Genomic DNA, 25,906 nt, shown 5'->3' on the forward strand with positions numbered 1-25,906 from the left:
GGTAAAAAGACAAGAGCAGACCTTGCAATGCTGGCAATCGACTTAGGCTGAAGGTCGATGGCTGATCGCTCCAAGGGGAGCGGTCAGGCGCGAGATGCCCTTGCTCTTCATATAGCCGCATAATTCTCCACATCCGGCGCTTAGACCTTCTCCGCCGATCGCAACGGGGCGATGTTTCGAAGGAATTTCGGAGTTTGCCCATGGATATCGAAGCTATCGCACCGTTGAAACGGTGCGCAATTTACACCCGCAAGAGCACTAACCAGCGCCTCGAACATGATGTCAATTCACTGGTTACGCAGCGCGAAATCAGTAGCGCCTATGTCAAGAGTCAGCAGTACAAGGGTTGGGTCGAGCTGCCCAACCGATACGACGATGGCGGCCATTCGGGGAGCGGAATGGATCGCCCTGCGCTCTCGCAGCTCATGCAGCATATCGAAGCAGGAGAAATCGACGTTGTCGTGGTGTACAAGATCGACCGGCTGACCGGTAGCCTTGCCGATTTCGTTAGGATGATCGAGATCTTCGATCGCCTTAACATAGCTCTGGTCTCCATCTCACAGGCCTTTGATACTTCCGACAGTATGGGCCTGATGATCCTCAATGTGCTGCTTACCTTCTCCCAGTTCGAACGCGAGCTTATCGCGGAAAGGGTGCGCGACAGCATCCGCACGCGCAAGCGGCACGGGAAAATGCACGGTGGTTTGCCGCCATTCGGCTATGTTGCCACTCCTCAGGGGTTAAAGGTCGACGAGCCAGAAGCTGAGATCGTCCGGTTTATCTTCGACGAGTTTCTGCGGACACGGCGATACACCCGCGTCATGACGGCCGTTCGCGAACGGGGTCTTTGCAGCTCGGTCAAGTATTCGCCGCGGGGCAAGCCTCATAACCTGAAGGTCGCAGGTTCAAATCCTGCCCCCGCAACCAACCGACAAAATGATTAAACCATTTTTTTCATAGGGGTTTTTTCTTTGTCTGCGGCACGCATTTGACGCTCAAAACTCCCCCGTGATACACTAAAATGGAGTCGCACAGCGCTCACACAAACGCACACAAAGGGAGGCGCTTTGGAAATACATCGAATCTTAGGTGACAAGGTCCGCCTCTACCGCCGTGCGGACGGCGGTAACTGGCACTGCTCCACATACCTCGACGGCAAGGAGTGGCGCAAAAGCACGAAGCTGCGCAGCCTCGGTCGCGCCAAAGACGTTGCCGAAGATTGGTATCTGGAGCTCTGCGCCAAAAAGAGATTTGGCGAGCTCGAGTCCGGCAAAACCTTTGCTCAGGCCGCAAAGCAATTTGAAAAGAGTACGAAGCGATCACCCGTGGCCGGCGCAGCCCCAAGTGGGTGCAGGGCCACAAAGACCGGATCAGGCTTCATTTACTACCTCACTTCGAAAAGATGCCCGTTAAGAGCATCACCTCCGGCACCGCTCAGGAATACCGTGTGAAGCGGATGACTAAGCCGGAAGGCTGGAACGATGACGAGAAGGAGTGGAAGCCGCCTGCGCGCAACACACTTCACAACGAAGTCGTAACGCTGAGCATGGTGCTGAAGACCGCCTACCGTCACGGATGGATCGAACACGTCCCAGATCTTTCAGATCCTTACCGTCGCCAAACCAAGGTCGAACATCGACCCTGGTTTACGCCAAACGAATATAAGCTATTGTATCAGGCCACGCGATCCAACGCGGCGGACCCGCAGCGTCCGCACTATCGGTGGCATGCGGAGCAGTTGCACGACTTTGTACTTTTCGCGGCCAATACCGGGCTCAGGCCGGACGAGCTCAAACAGCTTGAATTCCGCGATTGTCCGTCGTCAGAACATTTGGCACAACTCGCGGCGTAGGCTTACGGAGTGTGGGCCTTGTCTGGGTTTGATGTTTAGGCGGCGAGCCTGCGGTGTTGCAAGCGCCGATGTTCGAGTGTCTGTCGCTTGATCCTTTCTCTTCGTTCGATGATGGCGGTTGCCCTGCCGAAGTAGGCATCGGCAGGCGTCACGTTTTTCAGGCTCTCGTGGTAGCGCTGATGGTTGTAGTGCTCGGCGAAGGCCTTGATCTGCTGTTCGAGATCGCCAGGCAGGAAGTAGTTCTCCAGCAGGACGCGGTTCTTCAGCGTCTGGTGCCACCGCTCGATCTTGCCCTGGGTCTGCGGATGGAAGGGCGCACCGCGTATATGATCCATGGCCTTGCCTTCGAGATAGCTGGCCAGTTCTCCGGCGATGTAACTGGGACCGTTGTCACTGAGCAGGCGCGGCCTGTGCAGGACATTGGCATGGTCGCAGCCTGAGGCGGTCAGTGCCATGTCGAGCGTCTCGGTGACGTCCTCAGCCTTCATCGTCGTGCAGAGCTTCCAGGCGATGATGTAGCGTGAGTAGTCGTCGAGCACAGTCGAGAGGTAGACCCAGCCCCACCCGATGATCTTGAAGTAGGTGAAGTCCGTCTGCCACATCTCGTTGGGCTGGGTGGTCTGGGTGTGGAACGCCTCTGCCGCCTTGATCACCGTGTAGGCCGGGCTGGTGATGAGGTCGTGGGCCTTCAGGAGGCGATAGACCGTGGCTTCCGACACGAAGTAGCGCTTCTCGTCGGTGAAGCGCACGGCCAGCTCGCGCGGGGACAGCTCGGTCTGCTCCAGTGCCATCTCGACGATCTGCTGCTGGATATCGTCTCCGATGCGGTTCCACACCCGGCTCGGCGCTGAAGGGCGGTCCTGAAGCGCCTCGGGCCCGCCCTCGAGGAAGCGATCGTACCAGCGGTAGAAGGTGCGCCTAGCCACACCGAGCTGATCCAGCGTGCGCTTGGCAGGCAGATGCGACTGCTCGACGATCCTGATAATCTCGAGCTTCTCGGATGCGGGATACCTCATTCGTCGTCACCCCCATCCGCGATCATGCTTTTTTTGAGCAGCCGGTTCTCCAAAGTGAGATCGGCCACACACTCCTTCAGATCGCGTGCCTCACGGCGCAAATCCTTCACCTCGTCCGTGGTCGCAGCACGCGCAGTATCGCCAGCCAGGCGACGCTTGCCGGCTTCCATGAACTCCTTGGACCAGGTGTAATACAAGCTCTGGGCGATCCCTTCGCGGCGACACAGCTCGGCGATGGAGTCATCACCGCGCAGGCCATCGAGCACGATCCGGATCTTGTCTTCTGCAGAGAAATGCCGACGGGTCTTGCGGCGGATGTCCTTCACCACCTGCTCGGCAGGCGATTTGGACCTTGAGGATTTGGGCTTCATCTTCGTTCCTTCGTCACTACGACGAAGCCCAAATCCTCCTTAAATCACAACCGCCAATCTGTGCCATAGGTGCTGACGGGGGACACCACACCGAACAGAGCCTTGCGTTGTTCCGCCGCAGCTTTGTCCAGGCAGATGGTGCCTATCAGGCATTCCGCGAGCAGGCGCGCAACAAGGGGCTTCGGCATGCGCAAAACGAACTCCTGAGACGGCCCTCCCAATTTGGCGAGGTCGCGCTTGCGCCTACCCCGGCGGACCTAGAGGCTGTGGCGCCTTCACTGCGAAGCATTCAATATACCGAGAAGAAGATGTTCGAGGTCCGCCTTAGCGCAGACGACACACTTCTTGAAGCTGCCGCGCTGGAACGGGCGATGAGCGAGCATGGCATCTCCGGTCCGCGGTGGCAGCATTCCGCCCGCGCAAGACAGAATAGTCTTGCCGCGCAGATCTCGGCAGGGCGAGACGCACTTGAACGCGCTTTGAGTGAACCCGATGGACGCAGGCTTATTCTGATGGCCGAGGCCCGCGCCGCGAGCATCAAGCTCGATCAAGATACCTACAGGCGTCTTGATCAACACCAGAGGACCAAACTCAAGGCTATTGCGGAAGCTTTAAAGAAACCTGAGAATGCGGAGCGCCTCCGCGCCTTGGAGAAGGCGCGGACCGAGCAAGAGCGAAAACCGTTCCAGGATCAGGCTGATCCTCGAAAGTATCAATACTATCAGCGATGAGCCCGCGCGCTTCCAGACAAGAGCCGGGCGGTATAAATTTCACAGTGGACGCTAACGCCAATCCGCCGCCCGACGCCGTGCCTCTCGAACCTATATTCGAGAGGCTCATTAATCCGAAGACCGGTGAGCAGGTAATTCGACCGCTTGCGCGTAGCGCCACTCGAAATGGCCGCATCTATTTCCAGCCCATGCCGCTCATCTTTGGTGTGCCAGTGCGCGCGAAGATGCCGGTGCGACGGAGCACAATGAGCTTGCCGCCACGCAGCGACGCCGACGGGAAGAACTATGTTTGGGGCGGGCACCTAGAAAAATGCGTCGACCCCGATACCGGGGCAATTTGGTATGAACCGGTGGTCTACATCGTCGAGCAAGCTGCGCATCCAAATGGACGGCTGGTGCCCAAATAGATCCATGTCCGAGGCAAATAAGTCGGCGACAGAGGAGCTTGGGAGCCCACATTCCCTCGTCCCGACTATGACGTTGGCGTCGACGCCGACTAAGTGAAAAAGGGCGTCTACGGGCGCCCTTTTTTCGATGGCTTTGCTCAATAGGGTCGCAATGCGAGAGGACCGATTTACCTTACCGGAATGCTCACCGCACCTGACGGAACGATATTGTGAGCTGGAGAGTGTCGTCACCTCGCTCAACCGATACTACGAAAATGCAGTGTGGCGGAGCTACGGGAGCGAAGTTCGAGCCTCGGGACTCCTGCAAACTGTTTCTTTGCACGATGAGCGCATAGCGACGCATCCTCGGATTTCTTACCGCGCGCCGAGCCTGGCGACCTTTCAAGAAAGGCTATGCTCGGAGCCGGTTCTCGTCGAGCGATGGGAGCAGTTCCTCGATTGGCAAGTCAACCCTGAGTGGGCCATTGAGATGGGCTCAAAATTGCTCGGCGAAGTGGCCCAATTTCGCAACAATGAAATAGTCAAGCCACGGATGGGGCATGTTGCGGGTTGGAAATACATAAATGTAGAGAATTCGCGGCTATGGCATCCGGAATTGAAGAATGTCCGAGCGCGTCGATCCTTTCCTCCGTTGTTGGAGGCGGTAATTCTATACGCGGTCTTCGTAATTTTTCATCCTTTAAAAGAAGGCAATGGACGTGTGGCGCGCGCAATTTTTCATGGAAATCTTGCAAATCGAGGAGTGATTTCAGCACCCTTTCTTCCGCTAGGCCCCATGATTTATCATTATGGAAACTCTTTCACGCCGGCATTCCGCGGCATGGCCCAAGACGGAAGATGGGAGGAATTTCTCCAATTCATGTTAGATCTCATCGAACTCTGCTGCCAATTCACAGCATTGGAGAGAGGTATCTCGGAGCTTTAGAATGACCAATTTTCGATCCCCACGTGTGCTTATCGTCGCAGAGCCCCAAGATCACACGGCCTACGTAATGGCATTTTTGCTGGAGAGGAGGGGTGTTCAGGTCGAATTCTTTATGCCAAGCCTCATTCCCTATTACGATGAGCAAACCACTTACGTGGGCGACGGGTGGTCATTCTCAACCGAGAGCCAAACGATCCTGGGTCCTGATGTCGTCTATGATACCGTCTGGCTCCGACGGACGGCGGGAGACTCCGTCAAGGAGTTTGAAATCCACGAAGATGATCGGCCATATATAGAGCAAATTCACAAAGCTCACCGGAAATCAATTCTGTCGATGATTGATGTTATGTGCAAGAATGCCGGGAGTCTGATGGTCAACGATTTTCCAGCTAAGATGATTGGAAACAGTAAGCATCTGCAACTGATTATTGCGGCACAACTCGGCTTGCAAATCCCACAGACCCTAATCACCAACTCACCTGAACAGGTGGAGCGCTTCCGTGAGAAAGCTCGAGGACGGCTCATTTGCAAATCGCTTCTTCCTCACACTTGGAAGGGAGAGCAATCGAGTTGGCACGCCTATTCGGCAATTTTCCCGCCACGTTCCTCGCGCACTGACGAAGCTGTAAGACTTCAGCCGGCTATCTTCCAACAATATATAGAAAAGAAGTATGAGGCGAGGGTAACTATCTTCGGGGAGAAACAATTCGGCATAGCGATCGAATCCCAGGGACATGAAAAGGCAATCGTAGACTGGAGAATGTCTGGTTTGAGTGGCGTAAAGTGCTATCCCTATGAGCTATCACCGTCCTTATTCGAGAAGTGCTTGCAGCTAATGAAGGAGCTTAACCTAACGTATGGGGCGTTTGATTTTATCATAACGCCTGACGATGAAGTTGTCTTCTTGGAAGTGAACGAGAGCGGACAATTCCTTTTCTTGGAGAATAAATGCCCAGAGGTTCCTATCACCGACGCGTTTTGCCACTTTCTGGCTTGGGGAACCCTAAGCGACTGGGATGCGTCCAGCGCCCAAAACCTGTTTCCCGATGTGCTGAGTGACCCGGAATACCAAAAGTACATTGAGCAGTTTAAGTTTTTCCCTAGCCCTGATTTGGGCTTTGTGACCGATATTGGTGAGCAGGTCCCCGCGCTTTCTGCTTAGCTATCTGGAGTGCTTTGTAATGGGATATGATCAGGTCCTACGAAGTGGCGCATTCCTGAGAATGTTTAGAACTGTGCCGATATCTCTTTGCCTCCTAGGGGCGGGTGCTTTGCATGCGGGGCGGACAGACGCCAGCAGCTTGGCGGGTCTACAAGGTTCATGGTACGTTTGTGCAGAAAGTCAGGCAATTTTCCGAATTGATTTGACCAAGGAGGAAGCGTGGAGTGCCTCTCTTCTTGCACCGTCTGAATATCTGACGGACGGAGAAGATTTTTGGCAGGTGTCCGGCCCCGCCGTCTCGCGAAGATCTCTTTGGATTGAGGAACAGGAAGGTACTCTCGCAATTGCGTTTGAAGATCCCGGTGACCCTGACAACCCCGACATCATCGAGTTAAGTCCCGTAGATCAAACCAAGGGGGAATTTTCATTTAAACTGCTACCCTTTGAGCCTTTCACCATGCTGAGGGCTCCGAGTGAGGGAAAATGCGCATTTGAAGATTGGGACTCAAACGCCCGCTATAGTCACCTTAGATTTCGCCCAAGTAACCGCGAAATCGCGTCGATCTTTGACGAAGACCAGCGCGAAAGAAGCGACGCTGCCTCGTTAGATGACCAAGGGCTGCATTTGCTGGCACTCCGGGATCGAGAAAGGCGGAATCGAGCAAAGAGTTTGCTGCGGGAAGGTCAATTGAAATCAGGAAGGGACTTTTATTTCGCTGCATTCATCTTTCAACACGGCGAAGAGCCATCGGATTATTTACAAGCACACGCTTTGGCGATGGTCGCACTGGCACGCGGTGAACCGTCCGCACGCTGGATTGCGGCAGCTTCCCTCGATCGCTTTTTGCTGGCGACAAATCAGCCGCAAATCTTTGGCACACAGTTCCAGGTTGAGGATAAAAAGCCGTCGTTGCGCCTCCCGTATGATCCTGATGTTATTTCTCCTCACGTCTTGGAGGCCTTGGGGGTTCAGAAGTCGCACTAGCGCTGTAAGGATGACAGTTCCAACTACTCGAATTTCGTGGGGGCCTTACCCGTGTATTGTGGGGCTTGATCCCAAGAATGTGATCATTAGGTGCGCCAATCTAATGTGCGCGGCTGAACGGAACTAGGGACGATCTCCTACTGCCTGGAACACGAAACTGCCGTTTCGCTCGTGTTCTCGAACAGTTCGAAGTTATGGTGCTTCCCAGACCAGCGCCGTGCCTAGGCGATCAAAATGTGAGATACGAACCTGCTCGGACATCTGTGCAAGTGCGAACTCCAATGGAACCGGGTCCGCAAAAACTAGGTGGCTCTCGACGTCGGTCAAATCGGCGACCTTGGTGAACCTCGCCACAGCGTCGATATTGCCGCGAAGAATTTCGACGCGATCAAGGTGTTTACGCAGATAATCGGGCTTTCCATTCTCACGGATGACGCCCCGGAAATCAGCGAGTTGCTCCGCCACTTCGCCGTAGGTCTTCCGAAAATGCACATCCTTGCACTCAACGATCAATACCCGGCGGCTGTTCGAATCCCATGCTAGAACATCGACGTCGCCGTAGTTCCTGTCTTGGCGCTCGCCCAAGATCTTGGGGATTGTCACCTCGGTCTCGGTGCACCATCCGAGTTCTCTCAAGCGCTCCGCTACTTTCAGCGTGAAATCGTGTCCTTTCTTGTCGGCAGCCTTGCCAGCCCAACGCTTCATTTTCGGCGAAAGCTGAGTTTGCGGGAACTCACCGCGAAGCAGATTTCCAAGCATATATTTGAAACTGTCGCGCATCTGGCCAGGAGCAAATATGAGCGTTGGATCGCTATCCTCATCAAGCTGGATCAATGGGCGCCGTAGTAGCGAAAGCTGTCGGCGGAAGCGCCAAGGATGCCGGTCGCGATCCTCGAACCCGTCAGGCGTTTCCCGCCATGTGGAACGCGGCAAGTGGATAAGTGCGTCTAAGAGGCTCGCGACGGAAGAGGAGGTAATTGGCCAAGCCCCGTCACCGATCGCTAGAAGTTCACTTTTCTTGAGCTGCTGAACAGCGGACTCCGCCTTGATGCCAATGTCTTCAATCGCATCTACGAGCGCTCGGGTTTCGTCAAAACCTGCGCCGAACTGCTCTTGCCACGCCTCAACGAATTCCGGGGAAAGAAGGTGTTCGGCTTTCGGTGTCGTTTCATATTCCGTCAACTGCTCGGGATAGCTCTCGGCATCTGATGCAATCCGCCGCTCATTCGTTACGTGCGCATGAGGCATGATGATGTCATCGATAAACCCAAACCTCGCATGGATGTCGCCTAACGGGGTGTGAATAGCCCCTAGATTTGTGGACGCTTTCTTTCCTAATTTTGAGGACAGGAGGCGACGATGGGGAAGGCTAATTTCAGCGATGAGTTCAAGCGCGATGCGGTGGCCCAGATCACCGAGCGGGGCTACCGGGTGGCGGAGGTTTCCGAGCGACTCGGCGTGAGCCAGCATTCGCTGTATGCATGGAAGAGACAGTTCGCAAAGCGGCCCGAAGATGGATCAAAGGACGCCGAGATCCGGCAACTGAAGCGCGAGCTGCAGCGGGTGACCGAGGAGCGCGACATCCTAAAAAAAGCCACCGCGTATTTCGCCAGGGATGCAAAGTGAGATACGCGTTCGTGGCCGAGCATCGCACGCTGTTCCCGGTGCGCGCGATGTGCCGGTGTCTTCGCATCCAGCCCAGCGGCTTCTACGCCTGGTTGAAGAACCCGCTGAGCAGACGGGCGAAGGAAGATGTTCGCCAGACTGCGATGATCCGGCAGGCGTGGGAAGACAGCGGCAAGGTCTATGGCTACCGCAAACTGCACGACGACCTGCTCGATCAGGGCGAGACCTGCTGCCCGAACCGGGTGGCGCGTCTCGCCAGTCGTCTGGCGGGTATTAAAGCGAAGATCGGCTACAAGCGCAGGCCGGGCAGCTATGGCGGCAAGCCATCTAGGGTGGTCGACAACACGCTGGCCCGCCAGTTCGATGTCGCGGCACCGGACAAGACATGGGTGACCGACATCACCTACATAAGAACACAGGAAGGCTTTGCCTATCTGGCGGTGGTGATCGACCTTTACTCCCGCCGCGTAGTGGGCTGGTCGATGCAGAACCGCCAGACCACCGACCTGGTCCTGCAGGCATTGCTGATGGCGGTGTGGCGCAGGAAGCCAAAAGGGAAGGTTCTGATCCACTCGGATCAGGGATCGCAGTTCACCAGCATGGACTGGACGTCCTTCCTGAAGGCCCACAATCTGGAGCACTCGATGAGCCGCCGTGGCAACTGCCATGACAACGCAGTGGTCGAGAGCTTCTTCAACCTGCTCAAACGCGAACGCGTCCGGCGGCGGACCTATCGCTCACGAGACGAGGCCAGACAGGATGTGTTCGATTACATCGAGATGTTCTACAACCCGATACGCAAGCATGTGAGAAACGGGATGCTGTCACCCGTAGAGTTCGAACGGCAGCAGATGATGAGCACCGAGGGCGTCTAGAAAACTAGGGGCTATTCAGTTGCGACAAGGTTTTGTCTGGCCGGCAGCCTACGAAGCGGTCTTTAGTTTGGAAGGGCTGAAGGCGCTCTTCACCGTCTTGCTCATATCCCTTGATCGATTGGCCGCTTTGCCGACGAAGCTGATGATTTCACTATTGCCAGTGAGTCCACGCCGCGATCGCTGGCCATACCGGACGATCCTCCACCGCAGAGCAAGTCGAACGACAATTTTGAGGCGAGTTTTCGACAAAGTCTTTGGTTCGAAGCGCCTGTCCGAATTGCGTGGTGATCGACCCAGGTTGATCATAGTCGCCTGTGAGTTGCGCGCAAAGGCTGCGTTCTACTTTACAAGAGAAAAGTTGCATTGCTGGCGATACGGTTCAGCGACCTCCGAAGATACAAGCCTGGCAGATGCAGTCGCAGCATCAGCAGCATACCCGTTGGCACTGCCAGCGCTTGATACCACCGTTGAGTTCGAGCGCAACGGAACAAAGCGCTCTGATCGGATCTCACTCACTGACGGAGGAGTCTACGACAATCTCGGCTTGATGCCGTTTTGGCCGGACCGCGATCACTCCATAAGCTTGGAGGTTGATCCGGTTTACAAATTGATCGCATGTCGTGCGGGCTACTCGCTGGATGTTGGCGAGCCCTCGTCGTTAATGCCAGCACGCATGGCAGCAGTTTTTGAAAGCATTTTTGCGAGGGCTCAGAACGCATCCACCACTCGGCTCTTCGATCTGCAACGAGCCGGAAGGATCGGTGGCTTCATAATGCCGTATCTCGGACAAGACGACGCGCGACTCTCGAACAAACCAGATGACTTTATATCCGGCGACACAGTTGCTGGTTATGGAACCAATTTTTCGGCGATGGATGATGAATGGATCGATCGCCTTTCTTTAAGAGGTGAGCAGCTCGTGGTCTCCTTGGTGAGCGAGCATTGGCCAGAGATCCAGGCGAAAAACTAGCGAACGAGGAGTTCTGAGGTCTGTCCGGTGGCAACCGCGATGCATGCCTTGATCTTCGAAAGTCGCCTCCTGAGAAAAGGTTTGGGCTATCCTCCGCGCTCGACACCTCTGGAAGTGTCTATTGAACAAATAGCGCGTGAGATGAAGCTCGCGCCTGCGGTAGCCGCCACATGTAAAAGAGAGAGGAGGGAGCTTTGCCTTTCCTGAGCCGGGGCATGCCCGTCCCGGCGATCAGGAGAGCTCCCATGACCAAGTCCCGCCGCACTACTTCGACTTCGCCAGCCCAGCGCATTACCGCCGCCATTATCGAAAAACTCGAGCAAGGCACAAAGCCCTGGGTCAAGCCTTGGCGCGGTGTGCCCGTCTCGCGGCCGTTGCGCTCCTGCGGAACGCCCTATCGCGGCATGAATACCTTCTGGTTGTGGATGGTGGCCGATGGCAACGGCTACGTCTCGCCCTATTGGATGACTTACCGCCAGTGTCAGGCGCTCGGCGGACAGGTCCGCAAAGGCGAGAAATCGACCATCGCGATCTTCTACAAGAACTACACCAAGGAGGTCGAGAACACCGAAGGCGAAGCTGACACCGAGTACCGGCGCGTCCTCAAAGCTTATGCCGTGTTCAATGCCGACCAGTGCGACGGCCTCCCCGAGTTCTATCATCCCAAGCCACTCATTGCCGCGCTGGAGCCCAAAGGACGCGAAGAGCGGCTTGATACCTTTTTCGCCGAGATCGGCGCTGACCTGCGGCATTCTGGAGCCCAGGCCTATTACGAGCCGCAGCGTGACCGGGTCACCATGCCGCCAGCCGAACTCTTCGAAGCCTATGACCACTACTACGCGACGCTTGCACACGAGCTGTCGCACTGGACGGGGCATTCTTCGCGGCTCGACCGCGATCTCAAGAACCGCTTCGGGAGCGATGCCTATGCTGCCGAGGAACTGATCGCCGAGCTGTCCTCGGCCATTCTCGGGGCCGAACTGGGTCTTCCGGTCACCCACCTCGACCATCACGCCAGCTACATCGCGTCCTGGCTCAAGATCCTCAAATCGGACGAGCGCGCGATCCTGACCGCTGCGGCCAAGGCCGAGGAAGCGGCCAGCCTGTTGCTTGATCTTGGGGGTCACCAATTCGGCGAGAGCGAGGACGATATCGACCTTGCTGACGCCGCCTGAGGAGCAGTGAGATGGGACGTTCCGTCAGTTATCCGACCGGCTCCGTGGTGGCCTTTCGCCTGCTTGATGAGGGCGAAGGCGACGATGTCGACTGGGTCTACGAGTGCCTCGTCGACGAGGTCATCGATAACACGAAGGCGACCTTTCCTTCTTTCGAGCGTTTCGATGGATGGCGCGGCCGCGAGGACAGAATCCTCTTGCGCAACGCCTTCGCCGATTGCGGCATATCGACCTATTGCGGCCTTGCCGCGATCTGGCTCGCCGAGCGTGACGATGCCCGGTACTGGGAGGCGGATTTCTACAACCCACGAACGGCGAGGGCACGGCACTGGCTTACCCAGGTGTCGGATAGGTTCATCGACCTGTTCGGGGATCTGCGCCTGGTCGGGCGGTTCTCGAATGGCGAAGCGATCTTCGAGCGCTCCCGATCGAAGTGCGACACCGGGTCCTGATCCTGCCTCATCCCAGTCCGCCGGGAGAGGCCCTTGGGCCGGTCGGGGCGCGCCGCAACCTGCGGCCCGTCGGCCCGTGTTACCCGCGCCAGCCTAGGGCCGCAGGTTTCCCGCTTCGCGGTGCGTCTCGCCCCTTGTCCCGGCCCTGATCGGGCTCCGGCGGACAGGACCGAGGCAATGGTGCCTCCTCGCCTTGTCCCCGCGATCAGGAGACACCTCATGTACGACAGCTTCATCGACCAGTTGAGCGGCCTCGATCTCTCAGGCCTCAGCATCAGGCCGGCCCCATTCAACGAGACCGACTTTCCCTGCGAGGATGCGATCGAACAGACGCTTGGCGCAGTCTGGTCCGACCTTTTTGCGATGTTTTCCGACACTGCCCTGGAAGCAGATGCCGAGGATATTGCCTGGGGTATGGTCAACCTTTTCCACCGCGCCGCCAGCCGCAAGTCGGCTCAACTTGACCAGGCCAGCGACGAGATCCGGGTCCTCCTTGCATCCGCCGATGGCTCCGAAGTGCATTCGAGCAATCTTGAAGAGCAGGTCGAGCGCGCGCAGGCCGCCGAAGCCAGCATGCTGGCCTTCGAGCAGATGCGCGAGGCTGCGGCAGCACTTTACCGCGACGAGACCGGTTCCTCGTGGAAGCCCGTTTCCGGCTCGCGCACGAGCCATTCGCGAAACCTTACCTCGGCCGTGATCGATGCCCGCGATTTCCTCCGCGCACGCGCCGAGAACCGGCGTAATGCCCTGATCCCGGAAGGCACTCCGGTGGTTTTCGCCGGTGGTCGCCAGAGCTTCGAAAGCGCCGAGGACGCGCGCGTTTATGCCGACAATATCTGGGCGACGCTGGACAAGGTTCGCGACGTGGTTCCCGATCTCTTCCTGGTCCATGGCGGCGACGGCAAGGGTGCCGATCGCCTGGCCGCCAGCTGGGCCGAACGCCGCGAAGTCCAGCAGCTGACCTATTCGCTCGATCGTCGGCTTGGTGCCCGCGCCGGGTTCAAGCGCAACGAGCAGATGCTCTCGCTCAATCCGCGTTATGTCGTCGCCTTTCCGGGCAATGGCGTCACCGAACGACTGGTGATCGATGCTAAGACGCGCCGGATCACCGTGGTCGATCGTCGCGGCCTCTTGGGCACTTCTCCTGGGTCCTGAGGGGCCCTTCATCATCTTCATCTGAATTGCCTGGATGTGCATTCAGCGCCGACCCGAATATGAACCGGTCATGCAACTTGACGTTCTGCTACAGCGCTACTTTGCCACCAGCGACCTTTCCGGGGTTGCCCCAGACACCTTTGCAGCCGGCATTGAACATTGCCGGGTCGATCTCGGCCTTGAGAAGGATCGGGGCAAGCGCTTTGCATTGTGGTCGTTCCTACACATGTTCGGGTCCGCCCCCGATCTCGATGTGGCGTTCGAGAACGAGGAAGACCGGGAAGCAGCCCGCAACTTCATGGATCTACTGGCGGCATCGGAAGGCGATGGAGCAGGCTGATTGCAGTAGGGTCTTGGCACCTTCAGACCCGCACCCGATACCCATCCGGCTTTCTTCGCGAACAGTCCTGAATCAGGTCAGCTGAGTACAGCAACCCGTTCCTTTCCGGCCGTGTGGTCGCGCTTCGCGCGCCTGCCCGCACCACCCGTCATGAACAGGTTCCCCTTGGAGCTTCGCTCCTGCGGTGCAGTCCTCCCATGCCCTGCTTCTTTGGCAAGTTCGCAAGCCGGAGATGGTCTCCGGTTTGAGGAACTGAAGGACTACTATCATGACCAATATCGCAATCCTCACCGGCCGCATCGCCCGCGATCCCGACACCCGCGAGACCAAGGGAGGCACCAACGTCACCGGGATCACCGTCGTCACCGATCGCCCCGCACGCGACAAGGACGGCAAGACCTACAAGGACGAGAACGGCTATACCGCCAAGGAAAGTGAGTTCCACCGGGTGACCTGTTTCAACGGCCTCGCCAAGACCGTCGGGCAGTACTGCTCCAAGGGCCAGTTGGTCAGCGTGCAGGGCCGCATCCACTACACCCAGTGGGAGGACAAGGACGGGGTCACGCGCTACGGCACCGAGATCCTCGCCGACAAGGTCGACTTCCTCTCCCGCGGTAGTGGTTCGAGCGACGACAACGACAACACCGACGCTCCCGATATCGACTGACATCGATCCCGATCGTCCCCTTACGAAGAGGCTCTGCCGCAAGCGGCAGGGCCTCTTCCTCTGGGGTTACTGGGTTCCCGGCGCTGCATTCGAAGCACGTGTTGCACCGCGCCCCGTCAGTTTCTCGATCGCGGCATCCTCGCCGAGTTTCCCGAGTTCTTCGGCAACCTTCCTCAGGCCCCTCTTCGAGAAGCTTTCGAGACCACTTCCCAGGATGATTTCGCCGAGTTCTCTGGCCGCCTGCACTTCAAGTTCGCGTTGTCTGGCGTCGAGCGCCTCGCGGTCTGCTTCGAGCTTTTGCAGGGCTGCTATCGCGCTCCTGTTTCGGGGCATGTTACTTGTCCTTTTGTCCCCCTCGGATCTGCTCCCCGGTTGGTTTCATGCCCGCGTCATCGGGGTGTAGGAAAGACAATTCGCACGCAGCAGATGTTTGATATTGGGCGGAGGTGGTGGGTCCTTGCTCACGGTTCTCCCAGCATGATGGCCTTGCGCCTCCCGCCTCAAGGACGGCGGGGCCCCACCATTTTGCCCGCCACCGGATTGCATCCGGCGGCGAACAAAATCGTTACCCCCACCGCCGCTATCGCGGTCGCCCATCCGGGCGATCCCTGACCCGGGATGCACAAGACCATCGCGCGCACCTCCTGTCGTCTCACGACAGAAATCAGGAGGATTATCATGGCTTATTCGATGCATTGCGCCCTTCCGTCACGGAGCTATTTCGAGGCTCTGGAGACAGCCGAGAAGAGAGCGCTGCACAGCTTCTTCGATCAGCACGTTATCGAGGATGACGAACTCGGGTACTTTGCCCTCGACGAGGGTGACTACAACATATTGCCAGTGCATCTCGCAGCGCGGGTGGTCCACACGGTCCACGGCGGCATGCTCGACGAGTTTTGAGACTTCCGACAGGGCGGGAACCGGAAGCGGTTCCTGCCCTTTTTTCTTGTTCGCCGGGTAGTCCATCGAAGCACAAGAAACCGGTTCGGTCGGTTGCTCTGACGGCCGCCCACCGCAATGCGGCGCCGCCCGATAAGTGGAGCGGGGCTGTGGACGCACTCTGTCCCGCGCATCTTGCGATGCGCTCCTGAGGGTGCGGCGTAATTTGTTCTTGGGCCCCGCGCGCACTTGCGAACCGGCACCGGGTCGGGCGGCGGGAAGCTTGGGCACGCGACAGGTCCCGCTTGCTTTGCTTCCCACGCGCCCTTGGCCGCTGCCTCTTTCGCAGGTGCTGTCTTCGGCTGGAGGCGTCCAACTGCTTTCTATCTGCATGCTGTGAGCTGCCAGGCTTGGTTGCTCGCGCTCCAACATGGAGATCGGGAAAAGTCGTCCTTGATGAATCCCCCTCATTGCCTGGACCACCTCGCGCACTTGGGAACAAAGGAGCACACCCTACCCCGCGATTTCGGGATTAATCTTTCTGTTATTGCTAAAGAATGTGGTTTTGGGCGAAATCAACCCGTCTGCGAGTAGAGCGGCTTTGCGCTGATCCGCTGACAACTCACATCCATCTATCACCTTGAAATATAGTCCGAATCTTTCGATTGACTGCGAGTTGTTCACGATTTATTCTCATTGCCACCTTCCGCAAGGTGAGCCAGGTTCCGTCGGCCCGACAAGGAACCTGTTTCATGACCCGACAAGATCGGCTTCAGACATTCGTATCTCTCTCCGTGGGTAACTGGGTTCGCCAGTGTGCCGCGGACCATGGCGTCAGTGTCAGCGTCTTTATTCGTGACCTCATCGTCGCAGCGTGGCAGCGCGATAACGAGGCGAAGGACAGGCCCGCAGGGCTCGATCCCGCGCGCCAGGCAATCTTCATTTCGGTGGCGCTCGATGCGCTTCTGGCCAGCCACCCTGACGCGAGTTTGCGCGACCGTACTCACGAGGCATACCGGCGACGCCTCGAGCGTCTTGGCCTCCTCGTCAACGCAAACATGGGAGGCCAATCCCATGAAGCATAATCTCCTGAATTTCACCCGCGGGAGCCAGTTGCTCGGCCACTTTGGTTTCATGTTTGCAGCCGGCCTGAAGGGCCCCTTGATTGTCACCGGCCTGGTAGCGGTCGGCACCTGCTATTGGGAGGTGCGGTCGGCTCTGAGTGATCACCAGATCTACCTGGTCTGGATGCATATCTACGCCAGTCTCTATGCCTTCATGGAGTTCGATCCGGCCAAGCTGGTCAACCTTGAACTGCTTGACGGCGAAAGGGTCGGCCTCCCGTTCGGCATCGTTCGCGAGTTCCCGCCGATGCGCGAGGCGGTCGAGGCGTTTCGTACGGCAGTGAAGCAGGGATTGCTGGTTTCGGCAGTACTGCTGATCCCGGCCTTCGTGTTCTTCTGGTGGTTCGCCGAGCGCTTTGGCGGTCGGTCAAAGGAGCGCAAGCACGAGCGCGGCGCAATGCTTGTTTCGCTCGACGAACTCGAAGAAGAAATCGAGCGTCACAACAAGGCATTCAGGGCCGAAGAACTGGGCCGCAAGTTTGGCTGGAAGTGGCGGCTTGCGAGCTCGTCGGCGCTGGCCGAAGCAGGCCATTACCAACCCGCACATCTCGCCGGTGTAAGCTGGCCGTGGCGGCTCGAGCAGAGCCACGCCATGCTCATCGGTACGACCGGAACCGGCAAGACCGTGGCGCTCACCGAACTTGTTGCCGAAGCGCGTGAACGCGGCCAGCGCGCGGTCATTTTCGACCTCACAGGGGCATTCATTGAGGCCTTCTACGATCCTGCACGCGACATCATTCTCAATCCTGTCGATGTGCGGTGCCCGCTTTGGAGCGTGTTCAACGACTGCACGACGGAAGCTGAGTTTCATGCTGCCGCTGAAGCGCTCGTGCCCCATGACGGGGGTGGTTCAGAACAGTTCTGGGTGCTTGCGGCGCGCATGCTGTTTGTCGAGATGTGTCTTCATCTTGCCCGTACCGGCACTGCAACCAATGAGGCTTTGGCGCGGCGGCTGATGACCGCTGATCTGTCCGAGGTGCATAAGCTGATGCGCGGTACCATGGCCGATCCGCTGACCGCTCCGGAAGCGGCCCGCATGGCGGAATCGATCCGCGCTGTGTTCAATGCGAATGCGAAAGTGCTCAAGCTTTTGCCCTCATCCGGACCGCGCTTTTCGGTCCGCGACTGGGTCAAAGGCGACTACCAGGCGGGCTCGATCCTGTTCCTTTCTGCCCGCTATGTCGACATGAGCATCTCCTCGCAGTTGCTGACGCTGTGGCTCGACACGGCGATGAATACGCTGATGACGCTCGAGCGCACACATGACCTGCGGATGTGGTTCCTGATCGACGAGCTCGGTGCCCTTCACCGACTACCGGCGCTTGAAAAGGGGTTGCAAACGGCGCGCAACTTCGGCGGTGCGATCGTCACCGGGGTGCATGCGTTTGCCAAGCTCAAGGAAGTCTACGGCGAGAACATGGCCATGACACTTTCCTCGCTTGCGCGAACGAAGCTCATCCTAGCGACGGCCGATCGAGAGACAGCGACCTGGTGCTCCGATTTCATCGGCCACCGGCAGGTGCGCGACATGGAAGAAGGCTATAGCTACGGGTACAACAATGCGCGCGATGCGGTCAGCCTGACGCCGAGGCGGCAGATCGAGCCATTGCTCCTGCCCGACCAGTTTATGAACCTTCCGAGGTTGTCGGCCTACATCAAATTTCCCGACGGATTCCCCGCTGCGCCGGTATCGCTCATTCCGCGCACGCGTGGCCGTATTGCCGAGGGATTCATCGCCCGCGAGAAACCGCTCATTAAGCCTGACCAGGGTCCTGCGGCAACGGCGCTTCAAGCAAGACCGGGTTCGAAACCGATTGATGAGCATCCCGCCTCGAACGACGACGGTGCCGGTAAACCTGTCGATTCAAAGCAGCTCAAACTCGACTTGGAGGGGCAGCGCCGTGTCGCCGATGAACCGCAGGATCGGCAGGAGCCTGTGCCGCTTGAAAAGCTGAATGCAGGACGCGCTACTGGTGAGCTCGGTGCCGAAACCCGTTCCGATACGCATCTGGATGCAGGTCCAACGCTACCTCTCGCCGCAGTGCAAACCGGTGAGGATGCACCAGCAATGGGCGCGGAACAGCATCCGTCCGAACCCGGAACCGCCGGCGATGACACAGGTGGCAAGGCTGGTTCGACGCAACGAGGCCGTTCAGCTGCCAACGGGCGCCAGCCTCTCATACCGGTCGAGAAAGACCTGCGTGAAGGTGCGGTCGCAGATCCTCCGGAAAAGGATTTCGGCGAGTTCGAGCCCGACATGTGAAAGGCAAATAGGGAGGGATTACCCGGCCGCGAGGGGAGCCGTGACGAGGACCAAACTGGATGCTTTCCGTCGCCAATGTGCGCTCCCCTTCGGCTGCTGCGAGCTATTTCGCGGCAGACAATTACTACACCGGCGCCGATGCCGATCGTTCCGGAACCTGGGTCGGGAAGGGAGCGGAACGACTTGGCCTTGAGGGCCGCGTCAGCGCCGAGCAATTCGATGCCTTGCTGCGGGGAGAGCTTCCCGGCGGTATCCAGGTCGGCAACGCGGGCCAGGCCCACAGGCCGGGAACCGACCTCACATTTTCACTCCCGAAAAGCTGGTCGCTGCTCGCGCTGGTGGGCGGCGACCAGCGGATTATCGATGCTTATCGTGAGGCCGTCATCGAGACCTTGCGCTGGGCAGAAAAGAACGCGGCGCAGACCCGGATGGGCAGTCAGGCTGGTTACGGGAAGGTCGCGACAGATAACCTGACGATTGGTCTTTTCCAGCACGACACCAACCGCAACCAGGAGCCAAACCTGCATTTTCACGCGGTCGTGGCGAATGTCACGCAAGGCAGCGACGGAAAGTGGCGCGCGCTTCGCAACGACAAACTTTGGTCGTTCAACACGCTGCTCAACTCGATGACCATGGCTCGCTTTCGTCTGGCAGTCGAGAAAATGGGCTACGAGGCTGGGCCGGTTGGAAAGCATGGCAACTTCGAAGCAGCGGGCATTGCCCGCCAGCAAGTTATGGCCTTTTCGACGCGGCGCGAAGAAGTCCTCGACGCGGTACGCCAGCTGGGGGAGAATACTCCGAAAACCCGCGACATTGCTGTGCTCGATACAAGGAAAAGCAAGGCGCCCGTTAGGGACCGGGAAGGCCTTCTCGATGGGTGGCGGCAGAAATCCCAGGAAGTCGGGATTGACCTTACCGGCTTGATCGATGCGTCGCAGATGCGCGCTGCAACAAAGGACATTCCCAGCTCGAAAGAAGGGAACCTTCTGCAGCGTGGAATTGCGAAGCTGAGAGAGTTCGCGCAGCGGATCAAGGGCAATCCGGCGGATCCACTGATCCCTGCCCATGTCCTCAAGCAAGATGCACCGACCATCGCGGCAGCGCAGGCCGTTGCTTCCGCGGTGCGCCATCTCTCGCAGCGCGAGGCAGCCTTTCCCCGTGAGGGATTGCTGAAGGCGGCGCTCGATTTTGGGCTGCCGACGACGGTGGACCACATCGAAACCCGTGTGAACGCATTGATCAGAAGCGGCGCACTCGAATCCGGCAAAGGCGAGCACAAAGGCTGGCTGGCGAGCCGGGAGGCGCTTGACCTTGAAAGCACCATTATTGCGAATGTCGACCAGGGACGAGGTGCGGTGTTGCCCATCCTGGATCGGGCGGACGCTGCAGAGCGGGTTCAGGCTGTTGCTGCGCTCAACCACGGAATTTCGCTCAACGAAGGACAGGAGAATGCGGCTGGCCTTGTCCTTTCGTCGCGTGACCGGACCGTAGCGATCCAGGGCATAGCCGGGGCGGGCAAAAGCAGCGTGATGAAGCCTGTTGCCCAGCTGCTTCGCGAGGAAGGCAAGCAGGTACTGGGGCTCGCCGTGCAGAACACGCTCGTCCAGATGCTCGAGCGCGACACCGGCATCCGTTCGATGACCATCGCCCGCTTTCTCGCGCAATGGGGCAGGCTTCTGCACGAGCCGGGAAATGCCACGTTGCTGCGTGAGGCTCGGAGCGCTCTCGGAGACCATGTCCTGGTGCTCGATGAGGCGTCGATGGTGTCGAACGAGGACAAGGCCAAGCTGGTACGGCTGGCGAACCTTGCAGAAGTCCAGCGCCTGGTTCTCGTCGGCGACAAGCGACAGCTAGCCGCCGTCGATGCCGGTAAGCCCTTCGACCTCGTCCAGCAGGCCGGGATCGAGCGCGCCAACATGGATGTGAATTTACGCGGCCGCGATCCCATACTGCGGCGAGCCCAGGCCGCAGCGCAGGAGGGACGCATCGACGATGCGCTCCAGGCTCTTGCTCCTTCAACCATCGAAGCTCGTGGGGACAGCGCGATTGTTGCTGCCGAAAAGTGGCTTTCGCTCAGCCCGGCGGATCGGGATCGGACGTCGATCTACGCTTCGGGACGGGCCTTACGTTCTGCGGTCAACGAGGCTGTGCAGTGCGGACTCAAGGCCAACGGCGAGCTCGGCCCACGATCGGGCCGGCTGACCGTTCATTCGCGGGTGAATGTGACACACGAGGAGCTGCGCTATCTTCGCACTTACCAACCAGGCATGGTCCTTAACTTCCGCTCGCGCGACAGCACCCAGAAACTCTCCAAGGGTGACTACACCGTCAAGACCATTGACCATGCGCGGAAGCAGCTCGTGCTTGAGGACAGGAAAGGACGGCTTCGCAAGTTCAATCCCGCGCGCTTGCGGCCGGGCGCAGACGATAGCCGGCTGTCGCTCTTCGAGCGCAAATCGCTGTCCATCATTGAAGGTGACAAAATCCGTTGGACCGACAACGACCACAAGCGCGGGCTGTTCAACGCCGACCAGGCGAGGATCGTGGCCATCGACACAAAGGGCGTCTTGGTCGAGACATCAGTGGGCAAGGAGCTCCGCCTGAACCGCGGCGACCCCATGCTCAAATGCATGGACCTCGCCTACGCCCTCAATGCGCATATGGCGCAGGGACTTACTTCGGATCGCGGGATCGCAGTGATGGACAGCCGCGAACGCAATCTCGCCAATCGGCAGACTTTCCTGGTCACGGTCACCCGGCTTCGCGACGGCCTTACGCTGATTGCAGATAATGCCGAGAAACTCGGCCGGGCCATCAAGTCCAACAGCGGCGAGAAAGCGTCGGCCCTTGAAGTAACGCAAAGGCTCAAGGCGGCAGCGGCCAAGGGCCTTTCGCAAGACGAGGATGTCCGCAGCCCTTCGCCTGCAAGTGACAAGCCCGAACTCACGAAGGAAAGGGTAAAGCATTTCGAAATCGGGATCTGAGCCGACGAGAGCTTTCTATACCGCCCGCCCAAACCAGATGACCCGTCCGACCACTTGGATCTCGGACCGGTCGACATCGTCCCAGCTCGGATAGGCCGAATTATCGCTGCTGATGGTGATATTGCGGCCACCGGGCTTGAGCGTCACGCGCTTGACCACCAGCGCATCGTCGGCGCGCAGGACGTAGATACCGTCGCGCAGCCGCGAGCCTTGGTCCGATGCATCGACCAGCACCTCGTCGCCATCGCTGAGTGTCGGCTCCATGGAGTCGCCCAAGACGTGGATGATCGAAAGGCTGGCGCTCTTCGCCCGGGTCAACCGGCCAAGCCAGCGTTCGTCGAAACCGAAGCGGGTATGGGCGGTCTCGCTTTCGGCAATCGCTCCAAAGCCCGCCGATGCATCGACATTGAGCACGGGTATTTCGATCAACCCGTCACGCATGGGTGCGGGCGGTCCGCCAAGCACTTGCTCGTCGACCCCGAAGAAGCTGGCAAGCGTGCGCCGGTCATCGTCATCCAGTTTGCGCGGCGATCCACGCTTGATGAATTGCTGAATGTAGGACGAGTTTCTTCCGATCATCCGCGAGATCGAGGAATATCCGAGCCGTCGCTGCTGGATCAGGCGATCGAGCTCCTCTCTGACATGTTCCATGTGTCGTTCCTTCTAGCGGTCTCAGGAGAGAAGGAAATCTCCTAGACTCGATGGAACCTTCCTACTAAGAACAAAACAGGAACACAAGTGTTGAGTGAGTCGAGGAAGGCCATGAAATTGCTGGATCGCATTGAACGACATCTGAAGGAATCGCACATTTCGGCGACACGGTTCGGTCGTCGCGCGGTTGGCGATCCGCGCTTCGTGCTTGACCTACGAGCTGGCCGCAGGCCGCGCCGCCGAACAGTCGAGAAGGTAGAGAATTATCTAGCTCGACGCTCGTGAGGCTGCTTTCAGCTCCAATTGACAGTGGAACAAAAAAAGAACAAAGGTACACTTGTAACCCGTAGCGTTACAGGGCAATAGACTGCAAAGGGGATACCAAATGGGTACTGCGACACAGTTTAGAACGGAGCATCCCGGGCACCCTGGTCGGTTCTTGAAAATCAAGTTGATTGACGAGCGTGGGATATCCGTCACGGAGGCAGCAAAGGCTCTAGGCGTCGCGCGTCCTTCGCTATCCAAACTCATCAACCAACGAGTTCATTTGTCTCCAGAGATGGCAGTTCGGTTGGAGAAGGCATTCGGATTTCCATTGGAAGCGATGATGCAGATGCAGACTGCATTTGACATCGCCGAAGCTCGCAAGAAAAACAGAGAAATTGAGGTGCAGCCGTTCCAATTTGTTGGAACCACGTCGATGAGCCAAAGCGCAAATCGGGAGGCGGTCCGATGACTGATCTCCCCATTCTCTTCGCGTCAGAGAAGGAACTGATTTCGGCAGCCTTGCAACTCGGCGCGCTCGATGTCGGGCATGGGTTATCGGAGGCTGAAAAGAGGCTCGCTGCAAGCTCTGCCAAGCAGCGAGTTTCCGCAAAGAGAGTGGCTCTGCTGCGTGATTCAATTCTCAGCGGAAATGACCCTTTAGGAGAAGGGTTCTCGTCAATCCGATCTGCGGAGACACGCCGGTCTGATGGGGCGACGTACACTCCTGAGGGCATTGTTCAGTCGATGGTGCAGTGGGCCGCGAATAACTCAAGTCCATCGCGCGTTGTCGACCCAGGGGTTGGCTCAGGCCGCTTCCTCTCAGCCGCCGGGCGAGCGTTCCCAAATGCTCAGCTTGTCGGCATTGATGTGGACCCGGTCGCAACCCTGATGGCCCGTGCCAATCTGTGTGTGAATGGGTATGCAAAGCGGGCAAAGATCATACTCGGTGACTTCCGAAATTTCACCGAGAGGACTGCTGGACAGACACTGTACATCGGTAATCCACCATACGTCAGGCATCATCAGATCGATGCTGTGTGGAAGGATTGGCTCGCGCAAAGAGCGGCAGAATTGAAACTGCCGGCGAGCAAACTCGCTGGGCTCCACGTGTACTTTTTCCTCGCGACAGCACTTGAAGCCGAGAAGAAGGACGTAGGGGCATTCGTTACAGCTTCCGAGTGGCTTGACGTGAACTACGGCTCGCTCGTTCGGTCGCTGATGCTCGGCGAACTCGGCGGGAAGAACATTACCGTAATCGAACCGACCGCGCAGCCATTTCCCGATGCTGCCACGACCGCAGCGATCACAACCTTCGAAATTGGTGCGGAACCCAAGACTGTTAGCTTTCAGAGAGTAGATGACCTCGCAAGTCTGGGTAAACTCGGAAGTGGTCGACGCATTAGGCGAGACCGTCTCGCTACCGAGAAGCGGTGGTCACATCTGACGCGGGTAGCGGAACGTCCACCCGAGGGATACGTCGAGCTAGGAGAACTGTGCCGGGTTCATCGCGGCACTGTTACCGGGGCAAACGGCGTATGGATCGCCGGAGAGCATAGTGCTGGTTTGCCTGACTCGGTGCTTTTCCCAACCATCACGCGCGCTCGCGAGGTCTTCAATTCCGGCGGCTTGTTGAAAGATCCCGACTTGCTCAGGCAAGCCATCGATCTGCCAACCGACCTAGATGAACTTTCTGTCTCAGACCGCAAGCGCGTTGAAAGCTTCCTGAAGGTAGCAAAATCGATGGGTGCACATAGCGGGTATGTCGCACGCAATAGAAAGGCTTGGTGGTCAATTGGGCTTCGCGAAGCGGCCCCGATCATATCGACATATATGGCCCGACGCCCTCCTGGCTTTGCCCTAAACAAAGCCGGAGCAAGGCATATCAATATCGCTCATGGGTTGTATCCTCGTGACCCGATGAACGAAAAGTTGAAGCGCGCCTTGGTCTCCTATCTGCAGCACAACATCTCGCAAAAGTCGGGACGGACTTACGCGGGTGGTCTAACCAAATTTGAGCCTCGTGAAATGGAACGGGTGATTGTGCCGAGCCCGGAGTTGCTCACAAGCGGAGTATGCCTGTGATTGATCGGCCGCTTTGGAGCGACGAAGAATTAGAGGTCGAAAGAGAAAAGGCAATCGCGGCCTTTTGCACCGAACGTCTCGAAGAACCTCTGGAAGACTATCTCGACGCTTTTGACGAGTATCAGGGGCATATCGAGGAGATACTCGAGACCACCGTCGACCTTTCTCGTCTTGAGGATACGGCGCTCGATGTTTTGGGCGATCCAAATTTGCTTGAGGCGTTCAGGTATCTCGCAGGTCCTCCGATTTCTCAGGACGATCTGAAGACCCTTTCGGATGCACAATCGCTCACGAAAGGACATCTTGCGGCCACACCGGCACTGGTCCAGCGCGTAATAGCTGTAGTCCGCCAGGTGCTTGACCGTCGGCGCTTCGCTTGGGTCGTTGAAGATCGTGAACCGACCGAGGCTGAGCGCAATGCAGCCGTGCTTGCCTCGGCGGCGTTGATGGCTGCGAGTCGAGCTCAGACAAAGCGTCGGACATCTGGCAAAGATCGTCAGGAAGGCGCGGTGAAGGATTCACTCTTGAAGCTCGGTTTCGAAGAGGTGGAACCGCGAAAGATCACTACGATCGCCCTGGCACCCGAGCCAGGACAATTCTGCGGCGAAAGTGTGCTCGGCAACCGCAAAGGCGATATCATCGTGCGACTTTGGGACCATCGCGTGATGCCCATAGAGTGTAAGGTGTCAAACTCATCAACCAACTCGGTCAAGCGGTTGAACAATGATGCTGCGGTGAAAGCTACGAGCTGGAAAACGGACTTTGGCCTGCGGCAGGTTGTGCCAAGTGCGGTCCTCAGCGGCGTCTACAAGTTGCACAATTTGTTGGATGCGCAGGAACGCGGCCTGACCATCTTCTGGGCACACGATCTGGAGCCATTGACGGAATGGATCGCCAGCTCAAAGAAGTGACCAGCATCAATGACTAAAGGCGGCCATCTTGCTCTT

Annotated in this window: 24 protein-coding genes and 1 pseudogene; 21 read left to right on the forward strand and 4 right to left on the reverse strand. The window is 58.0% G+C overall.

The features are described from left to right. The first annotated feature begins 200 nt into the window (after positions 1-200). On the forward strand, positions 201-944 hold the full coding sequence (locus tag T8S45_RS08740; protein ID WP_067695913.1) for a recombinase family protein: 744 nt from the start codon (positions 201-203) through the stop codon (positions 942-944). Positions 945-1,318: 374 nt separating this feature from the next. After that, positions 1,319-1,852 carry a site-specific integrase gene (locus T8S45_RS08745; protein ID WP_157075207.1) on the forward strand — a complete coding sequence of 178 codons (534 nt, stop codon included), beginning with the start codon at positions 1,319-1,321 and terminating at the stop codon, positions 1,850-1,852. Between the two features lie 35 nt (positions 1,853-1,887). Here the strand turns inward: T8S45_RS08745 and T8S45_RS08750 are convergent. After that, positions 1,888-3,239: pseudogene (locus tag T8S45_RS08750) on the reverse strand (IS3 family transposase). Positions 3,240-3,346: 107 nt separating this feature from the next. Here T8S45_RS08750 and T8S45_RS08755 point away from each other — a divergent pair. From T8S45_RS08755 to T8S45_RS08775, 5 genes are all read left to right on the forward strand, one after another. After that, complete coding sequence (locus tag T8S45_RS08755) at positions 3,347-3,970, forward strand: hypothetical protein (protein ID WP_067695897.1); 624 nt, start codon at positions 3,347-3,349, stop codon at positions 3,968-3,970. 44 nt (positions 3,971-4,014) lie between these two features. Then, entirely contained in the window at positions 4,015-4,377 is a 363-nt protein-coding gene (locus tag T8S45_RS08760; protein WP_157075206.1) for a hypothetical protein, read from the forward strand. Between the two features lie 151 nt (positions 4,378-4,528). Continuing rightward, entirely contained in the window at positions 4,529-5,302 is a 774-nt protein-coding gene (locus T8S45_RS08765) for a Fic family protein (RefSeq protein WP_322293453.1), read from the forward strand. A gap of 1 nt (position 5,303) precedes the next feature. After that, a complete protein-coding gene (locus tag T8S45_RS08770; protein WP_067695891.1) occupies positions 5,304-6,464 on the forward strand; it encodes an MvdC/MvdD family ATP grasp protein in 1,161 nt (386 codons plus the stop codon). A gap of 202 nt (positions 6,465-6,666) precedes the next feature. Then, positions 6,667-7,449 carry a hypothetical protein gene (locus T8S45_RS08775; RefSeq protein WP_067695888.1) on the forward strand — a complete coding sequence of 261 codons (783 nt, stop codon included), beginning with the start codon at positions 6,667-6,669 and terminating at the stop codon, positions 7,447-7,449. Between the two features lie 192 nt (positions 7,450-7,641). On the opposite strand, the gene T8S45_RS08780 is transcribed toward T8S45_RS08775, so the two are convergent. Beyond that, positions 7,642-8,697: an anti-phage protein Upx-like protein gene (locus T8S45_RS08780; protein WP_067695885.1), complete on the reverse strand. Its 1,056-nt coding sequence runs from the start codon at positions 8,695-8,697 to the stop codon at positions 7,642-7,644. Between the two features lie 111 nt (positions 8,698-8,808). On the opposite strand from T8S45_RS08780, the gene T8S45_RS08785 reads away from it, so the two are divergent. From T8S45_RS08785 to T8S45_RS08815, 7 genes are all read left to right on the forward strand, one after another. Continuing rightward, positions 8,809-9,950, forward strand: a protein-coding gene (locus tag T8S45_RS08785; protein WP_157075205.1) for an IS3 family transposase whose coding sequence is annotated in 2 segments (ribosomal slippage) — positions 8,809-9,046 and positions 9,046-9,950 — 1,143 coding nt in all. Because the reading frame shifts where the segments join, the coding sequence is not laid out codon by codon here. A gap of 19 nt (positions 9,951-9,969) precedes the next feature. Then, entirely contained in the window at positions 9,970-10,920 is a 951-nt protein-coding gene (locus T8S45_RS08790) for a patatin-like phospholipase family protein (RefSeq protein ID WP_157075204.1), read from the forward strand. Between the two features lie 245 nt (positions 10,921-11,165). Continuing rightward, positions 11,166-12,095, forward strand: coding sequence for an ArdC family protein (locus tag T8S45_RS08795; protein ID WP_067695873.1), 930 nt, complete (start codon positions 11,166-11,168; stop codon positions 12,093-12,095). A gap of 11 nt (positions 12,096-12,106) precedes the next feature. Further along, positions 12,107-12,547 carry a hypothetical protein gene (locus T8S45_RS08800; RefSeq protein WP_011413780.1) on the forward strand — a complete coding sequence of 147 codons (441 nt, stop codon included), beginning with the start codon at positions 12,107-12,109 and terminating at the stop codon, positions 12,545-12,547. Between the two features lie 219 nt (positions 12,548-12,766). Further along, the gene (locus T8S45_RS08805; protein WP_067695871.1) at positions 12,767-13,702 is read left to right on the forward strand and encodes a DUF2493 domain-containing protein; all 936 of its coding nucleotides are present in this window, start codon (positions 12,767-12,769) and stop codon (positions 13,700-13,702) included. Between the two features lie 70 nt (positions 13,703-13,772). Next, a complete protein-coding gene (locus tag T8S45_RS08810; RefSeq protein ID WP_067695868.1) occupies positions 13,773-14,042 on the forward strand; it encodes a hypothetical protein in 270 nt (89 codons plus the stop codon). A 268-nt stretch (positions 14,043-14,310) separates the two neighbouring features. Then, on the forward strand, positions 14,311-14,709 hold the full coding sequence (locus T8S45_RS08815; protein ID WP_067695865.1) for a single-stranded DNA-binding protein: 399 nt from the start codon (positions 14,311-14,313) through the stop codon (positions 14,707-14,709). Positions 14,710-14,775: 66 nt separating this feature from the next. On the opposite strand, the gene T8S45_RS08820 is transcribed toward T8S45_RS08815, so the two are convergent. Beyond that, positions 14,776-15,042 (reverse strand): DUF6437 family protein, encoded by a 267-nt coding sequence (locus tag T8S45_RS08820; protein ID WP_067695862.1) that lies wholly within the window; start codon positions 15,040-15,042, stop codon positions 14,776-14,778. Positions 15,043-15,387: 345 nt separating this feature from the next. Between T8S45_RS08820 and T8S45_RS08825 the strand changes: the two genes are divergently transcribed. The 4 genes from T8S45_RS08825 (at position 15,388) to mobF (ending at position 21,959) form a co-directional block, all read left to right on the forward strand. After that, positions 15,388-15,609 carry a hypothetical protein gene (locus T8S45_RS08825; protein WP_067696232.1) on the forward strand — a complete coding sequence of 74 codons (222 nt, stop codon included), beginning with the start codon at positions 15,388-15,390 and terminating at the stop codon, positions 15,607-15,609. A 731-nt stretch (positions 15,610-16,340) separates the two neighbouring features. Beyond that, the gene (locus T8S45_RS08830) at positions 16,341-16,673 is read left to right on the forward strand and encodes a hypothetical protein (protein ID WP_083508388.1); all 333 of its coding nucleotides are present in this window, start codon (positions 16,341-16,343) and stop codon (positions 16,671-16,673) included. Then, positions 16,663-18,975, forward strand: coding sequence for a type IV secretion system DNA-binding domain-containing protein (locus tag T8S45_RS08835; RefSeq protein WP_322293454.1), 2,313 nt, complete (start codon positions 16,663-16,665; stop codon positions 18,973-18,975). Before T8S45_RS08830 ends, T8S45_RS08835 begins: the two co-directional genes overlap by 11 nt. Positions 18,976-19,034: 59 nt before the next feature. Beyond that, positions 19,035-21,959 (forward strand): MobF family relaxase, encoded by a 2,925-nt coding sequence (gene mobF, locus T8S45_RS08840; protein ID WP_067695853.1) that lies wholly within the window; start codon positions 19,035-19,037, stop codon positions 21,957-21,959. Between the two features lie 15 nt (positions 21,960-21,974). Here the strand turns inward: mobF and T8S45_RS08845 are convergent, their stop codons facing one another. Next, positions 21,975-22,610 (reverse strand): S24 family peptidase, encoded by a 636-nt coding sequence (locus tag T8S45_RS08845; protein WP_067695850.1) that lies wholly within the window; start codon positions 22,608-22,610, stop codon positions 21,975-21,977. 385 nt (positions 22,611-22,995) lie between these two features. On the opposite strand from T8S45_RS08845, the gene T8S45_RS08850 reads away from it, so the two are divergent. The 3 genes from T8S45_RS08850 to T8S45_RS08860 are packed head-to-tail and all read left to right on the forward strand — an operon-like array spanning position 22,996 to position 25,870. Continuing rightward, positions 22,996-23,346, forward strand: a complete 351-nt coding sequence (locus T8S45_RS08850; protein ID WP_067695847.1) for a HigA family addiction module antitoxin — start codon at positions 22,996-22,998, stop codon at positions 23,344-23,346. Next, complete coding sequence (locus T8S45_RS08855) at positions 23,343-24,959, forward strand: N-6 DNA methylase (protein WP_067695844.1); 1,617 nt, start codon at positions 23,343-23,345, stop codon at positions 24,957-24,959. Before T8S45_RS08850 ends, T8S45_RS08855 begins: the two co-directional genes overlap by 4 nt. Beyond that, positions 24,950-25,870, forward strand: a complete 921-nt coding sequence (locus T8S45_RS08860; RefSeq protein ID WP_067695841.1) for a XamI family restriction endonuclease — start codon at positions 24,950-24,952, stop codon at positions 25,868-25,870. The genes T8S45_RS08855 and T8S45_RS08860 overlap by 10 nt, the downstream gene beginning before the upstream one ends. Positions 25,871-25,906 lie beyond the last annotated feature (36 nt).

Origin of the sequence: Pseudoblastomonas marina (genome assembly GCF_034374265.1) — a bacterium.
Lineage (GTDB): Bacteria > Pseudomonadota > Alphaproteobacteria > Sphingomonadales > Sphingomonadaceae > Alteriqipengyuania_A > Alteriqipengyuania_A marina.